Raw genomic sequence first — 17680 nt, forward strand, 5'->3', positions numbered from 1 at the left:
CGACAGGAGGCAGTTCATTTGAAGCTGATCAAAAAAACGCTTGTATCGTTGCTTGCGTTGATCTTCATCTTAAGCGCGAATACGCAGGCTGCTCTCATTTTTGCGGCGGAGCTGAATGCGCCCAAGGTGACGGTGCTGCAAAACGATTTTATCAAGATTACGGTAGACAACAACACGGGGCGGTTCGGAATCCGCACGGTGGAAGGGCAGCCCATTCGGAAGAAAGACCAGAACGTCGATCTGATGTTCCGTGGGGACGACCCGGAAACGTCCTTTACCACCTTTCGGATCGACGGGACGGATTATATTTTCGGCAATCCGTACAAATTCGCCGTCGATTTTTTCTCTGAAATAACACCGCCCCGAATTGTGCAGAACGCCAACGGGACCAGGCAAATTGAAACCGTATGGAAGATCAAGGGCGTTGAAATCAAACAGATTTTGATGCTGTACAGCGATCCTTCCGACAAGAAAAATGCAGGAAACGTCAATGTGCGTTATGAAGTCGTCAACCACAGCGGCGCCCAGGTGCAGCTCGGCACACGCGTGCTGCTCGATACGATGGTAGCCGGCAACGACGGTCCGCAGTTTCAGATCGGGACGGCCTACAAAGTTCCGCTTATGGTGGAAAGAAAGCTCGTGCATAATCCGGAGGACGATCCGGGCATTTCGGAGGAGGATCGGCCCCTCCACAAGCTGCCGCCCTATTGGGTCATGAGGGATAAGCTCGATCTGACAAATCCTTTGGCGACCAACGTGATCGCCTACGGATTTAACAATTTTGCCGAGCAGAACATCAACATCGTGGACGAAATGATCGTGGGGCACTGGAACGGGCTGGCCAATACGAAATGGGATTACACCCCGAACGGCAATCTCGACTTTACCCGGGACACGAACGACTACGGCACGGCCGATTCCGCGGTGGCCTTCTACTGGCAGCCGAAGCCGCTCGCCAGCGAAGCGATGCAATCGTTCGAAACCGTCTACGGCTTGGGGGAAATCGTCGAGCCGGACAAGGTGTTTTCCATCCGTTTTCTCGATACGCCGCAGCAGCTCGCTACGTTAAGCGACAACAGCAGCTATGAAAACGAAGGCATCTTCGATTTGAATGCGGAAGTGGAAAACCTTGCGATGTTTAACATGCAGCATTCGCAAATCGACGTCAGCCTGTCGCTTGAAAGCGGGCTGAGCTTCGTCAAGCTGGATGAGCAGGGACGGATCGTGCGCGATGCAAACGGCAAGGCGCTTACCGAAGCGTTCCGCAGCAAAAAGCTGGAGTTCAAAAAATCGGCGACACCTGAAGAAGCGGCACAAGGCATTATTCCGAAATACAAGCCGGGAGATACGATAACCGCCTCCTTCAAGGTGCAGGCGAAGGGCAGGCCGTGGCCGACGACGAAGCAGTATATGCTGACGGCAAGCAGCCCGGAAACCGAAGCCAAGATCGGCGGAGAGGCGGACGAAGGGATTAAAGCCCAGTATGAATCGAACAAAGCGAATTTTATTTTGCTGCCGCCTATCGGCCAAGCGGTGCCCACGTATTCATACGCGGTGTCGCCGAAAGAAACGTTCAGCAGCGATGTTAAATACGTAACCGTCAACTTGACGAACATCGACGCGTACAATACGGGGAACGAGACGACCGAACCTAACTTCGATTTGTATTTCAAGGAAAAAGTGTCCGGCAAACGCTATAAAGTGCCGGTCAAAAGCTCCGTCATTTTGCAGCCGACGGACGACGGCTTCTCTGGCGATATGCGCATCACATACCGGGGCGGGGACGAAGTGGACGGCAAAGGCGATGTCGTTCAGGCGGGACTAGGGCCCGAGCTGCCTTTGGGCGAATACCAGGTGGAAGTCGACTATAAGGGAGATACCGGGGGCGATGCGGAAATCGCCGCCATGTACGACATCGCGACTCCCCAAACGTTTGCCGTAACGGATAACGAGACGACGCGGATCCGCGAAGCGAATATTATCGCGGTTTACAAGCAGTATGTCGACTTAAGCCATGTGACTCCATCGGTCAGCGGCAAATTGCTGGAGGAAATCAACAGTGCTTTTCCGGGCGAGCCTTTTAAAGCGGGAACGGATTTATTCAGCGCAGTGACGGCCTTTAAGATGGCCAAAACCTTTTTCGGGACTGCCAGCAAAGCGCTCGATCCCGAATTCGATCTTGCCGAATTTTTGGATGACGAGTCGTTAAAAGAAGTGCCTGCCTATCAATACGAGCTGTTCGAATCGGAAGAAGAGATGGATGAGTTTTTCGAGGACGAAGATAAGGAAAAGCTCGTCGACATTCGCGGAATGGTCAAACAGGTCGGCAAGGGAACGGACCAGCAGGTGGTGGTCGACACCAAAACCGAGCCGGCCATCATCAACGGCGCCGTGGCATATAAAGGGAAGGACATGGTCTTTGCCCGGGGGAAGCTGGATATTTTCGGCGCCAAGCAGAAGGTGAACGGGTACGACAGCATGCCGTTCTTCGACACGTTATTCGTGAAGGGAGACGGAACGCTGAGCGTGGCCAGCAGCGGCTTTGTGTTTCACAAGGGAGAATGGACTCTGGACTTTTTCAACGGTTTCGAGAAAACGCTCGGCGAAGGTTATACGATCAAGCAGGCGGAGTATCCGGAGAAAAAGGACAACGAAGAGGACGACAGCCTGAACGGCAGTTTGAGATGGGCGGCGGGAGCGCTCGGAGACCGGCTCAATCCGCTGCGCCAGCTGATGATCCAGCTTGTCTATTTCAACAAGCACAGCCTGTTCGCCGTTCCGAACTTCACCTTTTCCGGCTTCGGCATATCTTTTAACGATTTTGTGTTAAGAGAAGGAGGCGTATCGTTCGGCGGCACGATTTCCATGAAGATTGTGCAGGCGGAAATCAACAACGTCGTATTTAACGACAAAGGTTTTGTAGGGATCGAAGCGGCGCTCAATTTCGATTTGAACGAAGAGCTGGGCCTTCTCGAGCCCGATAAAAAGAAAGACGGCGGGGAAGAGAAAGACAAAGGCGCCGGAGACAAAGGCGCAGGCGGCAAGGAGGAGCCGGAAGGTCCCGACAAGCCGAGCGGCAAGATCCATATCGTTCACTACGTGCAGCCCGTCGAAGGGGTCTCGAACGAGTACGGCATCGAATTCGCGGCGCAGTTGAAAAACATGATGGAGATCGAAGCGGAGCTGAGCTTCAAAAAGGTGGCAGACGGCCGAATTTTACCCGACGTGGTCGCTTTCGGCACTACGCTTCCCAAGCCGGGAGTGCTGATTACCGGGGCTACATACTTAACGGCGATTCGCGGAGCCGTTCGTGAGCTGGCCGATACGATCGCCGGCGGAACCGACGACGATCCGTTCCCGCTTACGCTGGAAGCCGGCGTCAGCTTGCGGTTCGGCGTCGCGCCTGCATACCATTTCGGCGACATCGACCTGACCTTGAAGCGGACTGGAATCGCGATCGAAGGGAAGATGGATTTTTCTCCGAAGGCCGAGCCTAAGGAGAAGGAATTGGTTCCGATGCTGACAGAGGCGCTTTTGGAAGCCCAGTGGGTAACGCCGTGGTTCGTTCGTCTGAAGGCGGAGGTAGACATAGGCGGCTGGGATGTCGTGGTAGGCAAGGCCGGCATCTTTGTAGGGCAAAATCTCGAAAAACACCGCATCGATTTCGAAGGATATATCGGAGCCAAGGTGCAAATTCCGGGAGACGTGCCCGTCGTCGGCGGCTTGCCGCTGGCCAGCGTATTTTTCGGACTGAATAACGACAAGGTTTGGGGCAGCGTCGGGTATTTATTTTTATCGATCGGCATCACGTATTATTGGGGCGGCGGGGTCGAGTTCGGCACCTCCAGCGAAGAGCTGCCCGAAGGATTCACCCACCTGCTCATTGAAGATCCGCAGCACGGCCCGCGTCTGATGGTCATCGGACAGGGGATGAAGACGCTCGCCACCTCGTGGGTGGAGGAGGAGAAGGAAACCCACGAGATCGTGTACCGGGACGTGGCTCCGGGCGTCAAGGTGCTGGACAACGGAACGATGAACATCGGCATCGGCGGCATTACGGTGAAAAACAGCGGACGGATACATGAAATCCCGATGGGCGAAGTTACCGGAAATGCCATGATCGAAGTGGAGTATACCGATCAGGAAATGCCGAACATTACGCTTAAAGACGGCGCCGGAAAGCTTTATCCGATCGTCATTGACAATACGAACACGAATCCGGAGGCGACCGCTTACACGCAGTATATCTCTGCGGCAACATCAAGCGACAAGGTCGACCACAGGAAATTGTATATCGCGATTCCGCAGGATCGGGCTGCAAATGGAGGCACTTGGACGTTGACGTCCGAATCGGCTGTCGATACGCGTCTGCTCAACATTCCGACCGTACCGCAGCTGAAGCAGGTGAATCTGACCAAGAGCGGCACGGATGCAAACACGTTTACGGCAAGCTGGGCCGTCGCCAATGCGCGCGAAGGGGATACCGTCAGCTTGTATTTGACCAAGGATGCCGTGACGGCCAACCAAACTGCGCTTCCGGGCGGGAAGTCCGTGCTGAATCCGGGCGACCCGGGCATGCTGATTGCCAAGGATGTGCCGGTGGCAAGAAACGGCGGCGTCAACGGGAATATGACGAGCGGCAGCCAGATCATAGATGCAGCCAAGGTTGAAATGCTGGGAGGCGAGGAAGATATTCGCGGCCTGCTGCAGCAGGGCAGCTACTACTTGCGCGCCGAACTCAAATCGGAAGCCACCTATGGCACGAAAACCTCGGAGGAGAAGTTTGACATCGTCGATCCGCTCGCTCCGCAGGAGGTCAGCGAAGTTGAGATCGAGCCGGCGGGCAACGGATACTTCTCGTTATCGTTCAAACCGGCGCTGAAGAAAGACAGCCTGAAGGGCTATGAGCACAGCTACGTCATCAACGCCATGCAGGAGCAAGCCGGCGGGCTGGTCGCTTATCCGAATTTCGGCGAGCTCATGTTTACGGAAAAAGAGCTGGCCGGCCACTGGAATCCGGCGAACGGCAAATACGAAGGCATTCTGATCGGCGGCTGGACGGCAACGACAATGACCAACGAGGTGAACCAGAAGAGCCTTGACGGCGCGGCGCCGGATCCGGGCAAGGTGAAATATACCGGCTTGCAGACGGGGCAGGAGTATGTCATCGGCGTCTCCGCCGTCGTCAAGCCGGACAAAGATGCGGATAAAAATGAGAACTACCATTATGCCGCCCGAACGGACAGCGTGAAGAAGCAGCTTCCGATACCGGCGAAGCCGAATTTGGAGACGGCCGCCGGCGCTGCGGCAACGCCGAAAATCGACAAGCTGACGAACAATACGGCGCAGCAAAGCGTCGAGCTGTTCTCCGATCAGCCGAATGTCGAGGTGGAGGCCATTTATGACGGCAGGTCGGTCGGGAAGATCAGCCTGCAAAATGAAGGAAGCGGCAGCCATGGCGTGCTGCAGCTCGAACCGTTCGCGACGGACGGCACATATGCGATCGAGCTCGTAGCGAGAAATACGAAAACCAAAGACCACAAGGTCAAGATGCTTTACCTTACCGTAGATACGATCAAGCCGATCTTGTATCTCGATGAGCCGATGACCGGCGCCCGCACGAGCGGAGGCAAAATAAAGGTTTCCGGCCGCACCTCGAGCGATGCGCAGATCAAGGTGATCGAAAACGGGAACGAAACCGTCCTGAGCCGCGAAGAGAACGGACATTTCTCGCAGGAGATTGCCGTAACGTCGGCCGACCCGACGGTGGAGCTGACGTTCGAGGCCCGCGACGGCGCGGGCAACGGAAATACGGCCAAGGTGATGATCACGAACGACCGGTTCAACGTGCCGGCGGGGCTCGTGATCAAGAAGCTGCCGGTGCTGAAGCCCGGCGACGGTTATACGATGCAGCCGTATTTGCTGCTGTCGGACGGCAAGGATGCGAAAGGGAAGCCGAAGTTCAAAGAAGTCGCCGTTCCTTCCGAACAAATCAGCTATTCCGTCCTGTCGGGAGATGCGGTCGAGCTGGCCGAAGGCGGAAAGGTGACGGCGAAAGCAACCGGAGCAAGCCTTCTTCAAGCGAGCTACCGCGTGTCTGAAGGCGTTACTCTGGAGGCGATGGCGGCCGCTTCGGTGGAGGTTCCCGAGCCGACGCAAATGGGAAGCATCGCGGCTTCCACCGTCACCGTTTCGGGGAGCAGCACCAAGACGCGGGTGACGGTGAGCGATGCCGGAGAGACGCTGGGCTACCAGCTCGTCTATAAAGTGTTCTCATCTTATGCCGGCGCGGAGCTTCCGACGTTTAATCAGGATCTCAGCGGCTGGAGCTTCCTGCCTGAGGACGGGATCATTTCGGCCGGCTACGGCAATGCGGTCGTAGTGGCGAAAAGAAAATCGTCCACCAAGCTGGCCGTGGCAACCAGCGGCAAGCTTACCGCCAACATATGGCGGGCAATGGGAGGCAGCCTCGGTGGCGGAGGCGGTCCCGGCGGAGGCGGCGGCTTTGGGGGCGGCACCCAGGCGGCGGACCTGACCACCAACGGGCAGACGATCAACGCGGAAAGAAACAACGACATCATCTCAGCCCATCTGACGGCTCAAGACGTCAACTTGACGGGGACCGCAGACATCGTGATCGCTTCGCAGGACAAAACGGCCAAGGGCTACACGCTGCGTTTGGATAAAGTCATCGCCGAACAGGCTGCCGCACGGCAGAAAAACATCGTCATCGATTTGCCTATGGCCAAGCTGACGCTGCCGCCTTACCTGCTCGCGGGCATTAAGCAGGATCTGGAATTGGATATCAGGTACAACGAAGCGGATACTTTGGCCGCGTGGGGGCAAATAGCGGCGGATACGGGCGCTTCCCTGCTTGCGGCGGATCAGGGCGTTTCCATCAAAACCAATATTCCCGAGGACATCTGGAACCGTTACGTTTCCGCCCAAATTCCGGTACCGGATACGGTCCGCGCGGAAGACATTACGGCCGTCGTGCTGAAAGGGGCGGACGGACGATGGACGACGCTGCCGTGGAGGCTCGTACAGCCGGAAGGCGGGGCTTATGCCGACGTTTTGCTGAGCGGAGAGGGAAGTCTGGTCTTTATGCGGAATGCCAAAACGTTCGCCGACGTGGAGGATGATTTCTGGGGTAAGGAAAACATTCGTCAAGCGGCCGCCAAAATGCTGGTGCAGGGCAAAGATGCCGATAGGTTCGAGCCGGAAAGCAACATTACCCGGGCCGAATATCCGACATTGCTGCTCCGGGTTGCGGGCATGATGAACAAAAATGCGGAAGCTGCATATACGGACGTCAAGGAAACCGACTGGTACAGCCGAAGCGTGGCGATCGCGTCGCGCATGGGCATCGCGAACGGCCTGGCGGACGGCAGCTTTGCACCGCAGGCCACGATATCGCGGATCGAAGCGATGACGATGGCGGGCAGGCTGCTCAAAGCGACCGGGCGCGTCGCCGATCTGACGGAGGAGGAAGCCTCCAAGGTGCTCAGCGCGTTTGCGGACGGCCAGGCGGTTCCGGACTGGGCCCGCATCCCTGCGGCGCTTTGCATCAAGAACGGAATCATCGAAGGCGACGGCAGCAATGTGAATCCGACGGACGCTTTGACGCGGGCGCAGGCTGCGGCCATTACGAACAGATTGGATTCGTGGATCATCGGCAATCAGTGATGAAACGGTACCGGCACGATTCTTCGGATGAGTGCCGGTACCTGATCTGTAAGCGGATTTTATCAAATTGAGGCGGTGTGGAAATGACGGTAAGGCAAAAATCAATCCGCGGGATTGTATGTGCCGTTTTGTTGATGGCGATATTTGCATGCGCAGGGGCGTTTCTGGCCGATGCAAGCGGGGAGCGTTGGTCGGACCATGCGGATACCGGCTGGTACAATCCGGTCTATACGACGTTTACGATCGATACGCCGGCGAAGCTGGCCGGCGTAGCCAAGCTGGTCAATGACGGCGTCAGCCCGGGAGGGGCCTCAGTTAACGGGTTCAGCGGCAAAATCCTCGAGATCGACCGCGACCTGGACTTGTCGGCGTACGAATGGGTGCCTATCGGAACGGGGGCCAAGCCGTTCAAAGGAACTCTTATTGCTGCGGGCGGAAAAGTCAAGGACATTAGCGGCATGACATTGACGGACAACTTGACTTATGCCGGCTTTATCGGATACATGGATGGAGCGACGGTCGGCGGATTCAAGTTTACGGACACAGGAAGCATCAGCATGTCTTCCGTAACTCAGGACGTTTATGTGGGTGCGGCCGTCGGCTTGATGGCGAACAACAGCATCTTGTACGATATTACGAACAACGTGTCCATCTCGGTCGATTCGGTCACGAAAGTGACCTATGCCGGCGGCATCGTCGGCCGGGCGGAAGGCATCGTTTCCAACCTGGTCAATAACGGCGCGGTTGCCGCTTACGGCGGAGACGTTTATGCCGGCGGCATCACCGGCGCCGTGGACAGAAACGGGCTTAAGCTTAAGAAAATGTGGAATTACGGCGCAGTCAGCGCCGCCAGCAAGGCGGGCAAGAATGTTTATGCCGGCGGGATTGCCGGCCATTCTTCGACCTCCATCAAAATGGACGAAGAAAGTACGGCGATTTTGAATGCAGGCGCCGTTACGGCGTCAAACGGTTTAAACAACTACGCCGGCGGCATTTTAGGCAAAGTGAGCGGGGAAGTGACCTTCTCTGCGAATACGACAAACAGCGGTGCGGTCAATGTGGGAGCTCCCTCTGCACGCGGTTCGTATGCAGGAGGATTGACCGGCCGGTTGGATACGGCCGGATCGATGACGTTGGATTTTCCTTTTGCCGCCGGTACCGGCGCAGTGGCGAATAACGGCGGATCGAACGTGTACACGGGAGCCATTGCCGGTTATGTCGAAGGCTCCTTAACCTGGACGAGAAGCTTTACCAACAACGCGGGCATTACCGCGTCGGGCAAAGACCACGTCTACACCGGAGGCCTTGTCGGGTACATTTCAGGAAATGTACAATTTTCCAATATTGCCAAAAATAAGGGTGATCTTCAGATTTCGGGAGGAGGCCAATCGGGGCAACCGGATGAAGCTTATACCGGCGGTCTTGTCGGCTATGCCGCCGGCCGGGTCATATTCGAAAGCACGGCCGCTTCGGCCTATGAAAACAGCGGATCTATCACCGTAAGCGCAGGCACGGGCGTATATACGGGAGGGATCGTTTCCAACCGGGGTTACGCCCAATCGGACGGAAAAGCCAGCGAAAATGTCTCGAGTACGGGCAATATCAAGGTTACCGGCAAAACCAAAATCCAGACCGGCGGATATGTAGGTTCCCTGCCTGCGGACAGCGCGGATAAAACGCTCAGGAAAGCGGTGTTTGCAGGCGATATTACCGTCGCAGCGGCATCGTCCGGCGCGGACAATGCCGTCAGCACCGGCGGCATCGTCGGCTATTCGGCCGGAGCAGCGATCGATTCCGCCGAATTCCATGGGACGATCACAGCGGCGGGCGGAACGGGTACGTTCACCGGCGGCATCGCGGGCTACGTGGACGGAGGTTCGGTGACAGGCGCGACCGTAAGTAAAACGCCTCCGCAATACGCGGCGATAACGTCCGACGGAAGCAGCGGAGGCGTGGCCGGTTATTTGAAAGGGACTGCGGCTACGGCTACGGTTGAGTATATAACGTTTACCGTGACATCGGCGGACGGCTTCGCCGGCGGGGTAGCCGGTACGGCTCAGGGGACCATTTCCAATGCAACTATCGGGCACGCAACTTCAAAAACAAGCGACAGCGTAAAGTTTGCCGGAGGAGGCGGAATCGACCGGGTGACGGCCGGCGGCATCGTGGGGCATAATGACGGGCCTCTTACGCTTGCAAGCGGCAGTGTCGCGAAGATCGGCTTGCTCAGCGAAACCGGAAGAACCGGTTACAACCTGGGTGCCGTTGCCGGATCCTTGATGTCCGACGCCAAAGTCGGAACCGCCGGATCGCCGGTAAAGGTTAATGATCTGGTGATCGACATTAAGGCGGATAACAGCAGTGTGGGCGGGGCTATCGGCATAAACCGCTCCCCGCAGATTTTCTTGAACGTAGAGGGCCTGACCGTCACCATTCCCGCTTCCGGGGTGAGCTTCGGCGGTGCGGCAGGCGTGCAGAACGCTGCAGCGGGGACCGAGGCGGCCGATGGATTTATGATTGCGGTAAATAATGTAACATTGACGGCGCAAGGAAATAACCCGCAGATCGGCGGGATCGCCGGCAAGAGCACCGGCGTAATTGCAGGAGCCAAGGCGATAAATCATCAGCTTAGCGCGAGCGGGGTCGGAGCCGAGATCGGCGGGATCGTCGGACGTTCCGAAGCGCCCGACGGCAGCGCTTCGCCTGCCGTGGTCAAGGACGTATGGGTCCATGCCGGGGAAAATGTGCTGATCGGCGCAAGCGGTCAGAATTCGACTGTCGGCGGGATCGCCGGGTATGCGAAAAATACCGAAATCCAAAATCCTCAAATCGAAGCGGTGCTTCCCGACTACGCGACGCTGAACGTCGCCGGTGCCGGATCGGCTGCAGGCGGCATCGCCGGCAAGACGGACAACGGCAAAATCATCGGGGATGCCCAGAAGATCAACGCCGACAACCTGATCGTTTCCGGCACAGCCGACGCCTCCTCTTCCTATATCGGGGGGATTGTAGGCTACGGCAGCAAGACCCGGGTGGAGAAAGTGTTTTCCGGCGCCGTCAATCTGATCGCGAACGGTCCGAGTTCGACGGTGGGCGGCATGGCGGGATATAACCTGGGCACCGATACGGCCGTGATTATAAACAATAATACGGATGCCTTGAGCATCAAGGTGGGTCCAAACGCCGTTTCCTCCACGGCGGGCGGAGTGGTCGGACTGAACGACAAACGGGCCGGCGAGCCGGGCCCCGCGCCGGACAAGGAGATCAGCACGATCCAAAACAGCCGCATCGTCGGGACGATCTCGTCCGGCGCGCGCGCTTCCGTAACGGGAGGATTGGTTGGCAGCAACAGAAGTCTGATTGCCAACGGGAGCATTTCCGATAAAATCTCGGTCGTTTCCAAAGGGGAAGCCGGCATTGCAGGCGGGTTGGCCGGCCTTAACGAGGAAAGCGGGACGCTCTACTACACGTACTCCAACGCAAGCCTGACCATTGAAGGGCAGGATACGCTTGCCGGAGGATTGGTGGGCGAAAACAAAGGCCGCGTCCTGACCTCCTATGTGGATATCGATATTACGGGCAATGCGTACGGCACCGAAAACGGCTCCGTTTACTTGGGCGGGCTTGTCGGACGGAACAGCGGGACGATCGATAAATCGTATTCGGTATCGAAAGTGACTGCGAACGGCAGTTATACGAATGTAGGCGGCCTTGTCGGCGATCATGCGGCAGGCAGCATCACCAATTCGTATGCGGCCAAAGAGGTCGTTGCGAATGCCGATCATTCCTACGCCGGGGGCTTGCTCGGCCGAATTACGAACGGCACCGTGACGACCGCCTACTCGGCGGGACGGGTGTCGGCGGCAAGCGGCGCATTGGCCGGAGGTTTCGCCGGGCGTTATGACAGCGAAAGCAAGGAATTGCTGTATAAGTCGTATTATGTCAAGGACATTGACAACGACATTAACGGAGATTTGCCGGATTTTGCCGACGGGAATATGATCTGGCTTAATGTGCACGCGCGGCTTAGCACGATTCTTTCGGCAACGCTGCAGGACAGAAGTTATTTCCCCGGCTTGTCCGGCTGGGACTTCAGTTCGACCTGGAGATACGGATCGCTTGACGCTGCGTACAAATATCCCGAATTAATCCGTACGGCCAATACCGGCGGGGGATCGGGAGGCAGCGACGATATCAATGCGAGCATCAGCTGGTATATGAAGGACCAGGGGGCGCTGAGCTTCGAGCTGAGAAGCGAAGCGGAGCTCGCCGGGCTTGCCGCCATCGTGAACGGCACGATGTCAGGCGTACCCAAGTTCGATTTTGCGGGCAGAACCGTCAAGGTGAAAAATTCGATCCACATTCAATCGAAAATGTGGGTGCCGATCGGCTTTAGCGAAGACAGCCCTTTTCAAGGAACGTTCAACGGAAACGGCCAGCTGATCGACGGGCTTAGCGTTCTGCCCAATTACCGGTATTCCGGCTTGTTCGGAGTTGTCGGCGGGCAGGGCAAGATTATGAACGTCAAGCTGGAGCCTCTGTCCGTGGCAGGCCAGGGAGTAACCGGAGCGCTGGCCGGATGGAATCAAGGCGGTGTGTCCAATGTCGATATCAAGCTGCTCGGCGCTGCGAAAATTAGCGGGACGACCGTCGGCGGCGCGATCGGCAAAAACACGGGGACTTTGGCGGCGATGACCGTCGGCCTGGACGGCGCCAGCCGGGTGGAAGGCACGGGAACAAATCCGGTTGTCGGCGGATTCGTCGGCGAAAATACGTTTGCGTTAAATCCGGACGTCATCAAATTGAGCACTGTGGACGGCAGCGCAGGAAGCTCCCAGAGCAACGCGACGATCGGAGGGATCGTCGGGAAGCAAACCGGAGACGTCACCGGCATGAGTATGACCGTTTCGGCGGGATACCGCCTCTCGTCGTCAGGGGCAAGCAGCGTTTTGGGCGGACTCGTCGGCCAGCACCTGTCGGGAAAAGCGGAAAACATTACGCTCGCCTTTACGGACGGCGCGATGCAGACGACCGGTCCGGACTCGACGCTGGGCGGCGTGATCGGACAGTCGAACGCCGACAGCCCAATCCGCAACGTGACGGTAACCGCCGCGGCGGGCGGCAGGCAGCTGACAGGCAACGGCATCGTCGGCGGCATCGTCGGCCTCAAGACGGGCAAAGGGAACAACACGTTTGACCTGGACAATGTAAAGGTTGAAAACCTCGCAATCGCCGCGGCGGACGGAAGTCCGCAGGCATTTCTCGGCGGTATCGCCGGGAAGCTTGGCGGGACCGCGGTGCGGCAGGCTGCGGCAAGCGGCGCGGTGAAGGCAAACGGTGGCCGAATCGCAGCCGGAGGTATTGCGGGCCAGGCGGACGATTCCATTATCTATATGGCCGACGCGAAGACGGATATCGATGTCGTTTCGGCAGCGGGCGAAGCCGCCGCCGGTGGGATCGCCGGGATCCTGTCGTCCGCGGATATGAACAAAAGCTTCGATTTTGGCAAGCCGGTGCCTTTCTATCACGGTATTTATAATGCTTCCGTTTCCGCGAAAGGAATCAAAGCGGCTTCCGTAGATAATGAAGCGGACCTGTACGCGGGCGGGATCGCCGGCAAAAACATGTCAGCTTCCATTTATTTGTCCGCATCGTCTACCGGAATTGCCGTCAGCGGCGGCAGCACGGCGACGGTCGGAGGCATTGCCGGCTACAGCAGCGGCGTCATCGTCAGCGCGACGGTTCATAGCGGGATCGGCGCGGATTCCAGCCGCGTTTATCACGTGGGCGGCGTCGTCGGCCAGGCCGCAGGCGGGGAAATTCATTATTCGAACGCGGTTTCCGTCGCGGGACAGAAGATCGCCGTCGGCAGCGCCGTCACGAAGCCGGGAATGACGCCGGCCACTCATGCCGGCGGTTTCGCAGGAACGGGCGACAATACGAGAATCACCCATTCGTTTGCCGATATCCCGCTTGAGATCGTCTGCGACAACCAAGACAACACCCTTTATGCCGGCGGTTTTGCAGGTATGCTGGGCGATGCCGAGCCGGGTGCGGGGACGATCGAAAGCGCCTATGCCAAGGGTGCGGTGAGCGTTAAAGGTGTGACCGGCGCTTATGCCGGCGGCTTCGCCGGATCGGTGGACCGTTATACGATCACCGACGCTTACGCAACCGGCGATATTTCCAACACGGGCTTCGATACGCGGAGCGGCGGTTTTGCCGGCATTATCGAAAGAGCGGCCGTCGTGAAAAAAGCTTACGCGGCCCCGGCAACGATCGCAACGACCGGAATCAATCAAGCCATCCGCTCGTATGCCGGCGGATTTGCCGGTTACAACGACGGGGCGGTGGAAAGCGCATTTGCGAATGACTCCGAATTGGTCATGAATGTGAGCGGCGCGAACGTATTTAGCGGCGGTCTGATCGGATACAATTTCCGAAACGGCAAAGTCGCGCTCTCTTCTTATCTGGGATCGTCCGAGCCGGTTGGACGGAATCTGGGGGCGGCGGACATCGTCAAAGCCGAAAGCGACCGGACCGACTCTTACGGCTACGGAAACTGGATTTTTGATCCCGATACGTCTTTCCTGACCGGGGACGGGCTCGCCGAAATCGTGATTCAAAGCGGCAAGCAGCTAAGCGGTGCCGTGTTGCTTTACAACGATACGGGACTTGATTATTACCGGCTGTTTAACCGAACGGCTGCCGCCAAACCGGCGTTGAACAAATTTTCGCTCGGAGCGGATATTTCCGTGGACGGCGGCGCATGGGTTCCGTTCGGCGTCTTTAACGGCGAATTCGACGGCAAAGGCAAAACGATCTCGGGTTTTAAAGGAAAGTCGCCGGCAGCAGCCGCTTATGGGTTCGCCGCCGAGAACAATGGGAAAATCGCCAATATCGTCTTTGCCGAAGCCGATGTGACGGGCGGAACCAACACCGGAATTGTTGCCGGGATCAACCGTAAGGGCGGAACCGTCAGCGGCGTTACGGTGAAAGGTACGGTGAGCGGAGGCGCTTATACCGGCGGAGCGATCGGGAAAAACGAAGGCAGCGCGTCGAACGTAAACGGGGAATCGCTCACCGTGAACGGCGCCGATTATACGGGAGGTTTGACCGGGTCGAACAGCGGCACCATCAGCAGCGCAGCCTTTTCCGCGACAACGGTGGCCGCGGCGGGCAGCTACACCGGCGGCGTTGCCGGGGACAACAGCGGAACGATCGCGAATGCGGCGCTGAACAGCACGGCCGTCACAGGAGGAACGAACACCGGGCTTATCGTCGGAATCAATCGTGCCGGAGGAACCGTCAGCGGGGCTACAGCGGGCGGTACCGCTGTGGGCGGCAGCTATACCGGCGGAACGGCCGGGACGAACGAAGGCAGCATCTCGAAAATCACCATCCGATCTTTGATCGTGAATGGAGCCGACTACACGGGCGGAGCGGCAGGGAAAAACGCGGGCAATCTTTCCGATATCAACGCGGAGTCTCTTACCGTAAACGGCGCCGATTATGCAGGCGGCTTCGCGGGATTGAACGGCGGCTCCATCGAGAAAATGACCGCCGCTTCGCTGGCCGTAACCGGTTCGGGCAGCCATACCGGCGGCGTGGCCGGAGACAACGGCAAGACCATCACCAATGCGGCATTGAACAACGTTACCGTCACGGGAGCAGCGGGCACCGGGCTGATCGCCGGAACGAATCGCGCCGGAGCGACCGTGAGCGGCATTACGGCCGCGGGTGCGGTCACAGGCGGCGATTATACCGGCGGAGCGGTCGGAACAAACGAAGGCGCCGTTTCGGATGTCACGATTTCGTCTTTGACCTTGAAAGGCGGCAATTACGCCGGCGGCCTGACGGGTCTGAACAAGGGCAGTTTGGAAGGAATCGCTGTAAATGCCGTCATAGAAGCCGGTAGCTACACGGGCGGCATAACCGGAGAGAACGAAGGTTTGATCCGCAAAGCTTATTCCAAGGGCAGCATCCGCAATGCGCCATCCGCCGCGGCAGCTGCAGCGGGAGGAATCGCCGGAGTCAACAAGGCAGGCGGAGAGATCGCATCATCCTTCTCGTTCGCCGATGTGGACATCGTATCCGATCAAGGCGCAGCCGGCGGGATTGCCGGGATGAACTACGGATCGATCCACGACTCCTACTATTCGGGACGCGCGAAAGCCGAAGGCACCGCTAAAGTATGGGCCGGAGGCATCGCCGGCCGCGCCGTGGCCGGCTCGATAAGCCAGGTGATGAACTATGGCGAAATTATCGCGTCGATCGGCGGAAAAGTGGTGCCGGGAGGCAGCTATTTCGGCGGAATCGCCGGACAGAAGGAAGATGCCGCCGTTATCGGGAAAACGGCCTACAACAAGATGATGCTGAAAGCCGACACGGCCTACTACAACGCTGAGGGGAAAAGGACGGCGGGAGCTCCGGGGGAAGCGGCGGGAATGACGGCCAAAGACCTCGCGAAAGGAACGCTGCCGGAAATGCTTTCCTCCGATCTATGGTATGCGGCAGCAGGGTTTTACCCGCAACTGACCGCGTTTAAGGAAACGAACGCGTCCAAAGTGAGCGCCGCGGCCGTTATGTTTGACTTGAAGGATACGGTGGGCCGGATCAAATCCGAGTTCGAGCTGACCGGCAGTCCGGTCGTATGGACAGCCGATCCGAATGCGGTATCGCTCAGCAGCGCGTCCGGCGTGCTCAAAGGCTCCTTGAAGTCGGCGGGCAGCGTCTTGTTAACAGCCACGGTCAACGGGGAAAGCCGAAGCATCGCGATCAATGATGTTCTGCCTTTTGCCGAGACCGCCTTAAAGCCAAGGGTCATTTCCGGAGATATCCGGTTTAATCCTCAGGTTTCCGTCGCCTTGACGACGGACGAGACGGCCGGAAAAATATATTACACGGTGGACGGCAGCGAACCGGACGTCTGGTCCAAGCTGTATACGGGGCCGATACTGCTCACGAATACGACTACGATCAGAGCCGTTACAATCGCGGATGAGAAGGAAAACAGCGAGATATTGTCGGGTACTTGGACCAAGCAGGTGATGACCAGCGGAGGCGGCATTAGAAGCGGCGGAGGCGGGGGCGGCGGATTCTTCCCGACACCCGCTGCCGAACAGGAACCGGCACCGGCTTCCGAACCGGCAATTAAAGCCAATGTCGGCCAAACCCGAATTCAAACCGACGGCAAATCCGCGGTCATTGTCGCCAGAAACAGCAAATTGACCTTATCCGCTCCCGAGGGGCAAATCATTTATTATACAACCGATGGAAGCACCCCTACGAAAAATAGCCCGCAATATAAAGACGGGATTCTTATCACGGGGAACATGACCATCAAAATGATTACCGATAAAGACGATACGGTCGTTACGATCCATTATCTCGTTGAAGACGCCAAATTTGCCTTAAAGAGCGATGCCGGCCAGGTGAAATACATCTCCGGTTATGAGAACAACGAGTTTAAGCCGGATGCCGCTCTCAGCAGGTATGAAATCATGTACCTTCTCTCACCGCTGCTGGACAAGGAGGAGGTTCCCGTCGGGAATGTGTTCGGCGATGTGGACAAAAGTATGGAAGAGCTCGCCGCATTCTTCACATCGGCCGGAATCATCGAAGGCTACCCGGAAGGGACGTTCGGCGGGGAAAAAGGGCTGACGAGAGCCGAGTTCGTCGTCATCATGTCCAGAGTGCTGAAGCTCGACATTTCCGAAGCCGGCGAGACCGTCCTTTCCGATGTAAGCGGGCACTGGGCCGAGAAATACGTGGACGCCTTTACGAAGGCGGGGTATGTCGAAGGTTTCCCGGACGGTACGTTCCAGCCGGATAGCCGGATCACGAGGGCTCAGGCCGTCGTCCTGGTCAACCGGATTATCGGAAAGCAGAAACAGCAGGACGTGCAGCCGAAATTCAGCGATCTGCCTCCGACCCACTGGGCTTTCGAGGACGTTATGGCGGCAGCCCGCTAAAAAATCAGGTTATGGCGAGG

2 protein-coding genes are annotated in these 17680 nt (G+C 57.7%); both read left to right on the forward strand.

All coding sequences use genetic code 11. The annotated features are described in order from the left end of the window. Positions 1 to 18 precede the first annotated feature (18 nt). Positions 19 to 7686, forward strand: coding sequence for an S-layer homology domain-containing protein (locus MYS68_RS37070; RefSeq protein WP_248930533.1), 7668 nt, complete (start codon positions 19 to 21; stop codon positions 7684 to 7686). A gap of 83 nt (positions 7687 to 7769) precedes the next feature. Continuing rightward, positions 7770 to 17660 carry a chitobiase/beta-hexosaminidase C-terminal domain-containing protein gene (locus MYS68_RS37075; RefSeq protein WP_248930534.1) on the forward strand — a complete coding sequence of 3297 codons (9891 nt, stop codon included), beginning with the start codon at positions 7770 to 7772 and terminating at the stop codon, positions 17658 to 17660. Positions 17661 to 17680: the final 20 nt, after the last annotated feature.

The organism is Paenibacillus hamazuiensis (assembly GCF_023276405.1).
GTDB lineage: Bacteria > Bacillota > Bacilli > Paenibacillales > NBRC-103111 > Paenibacillus_AF > Paenibacillus_AF hamazuiensis.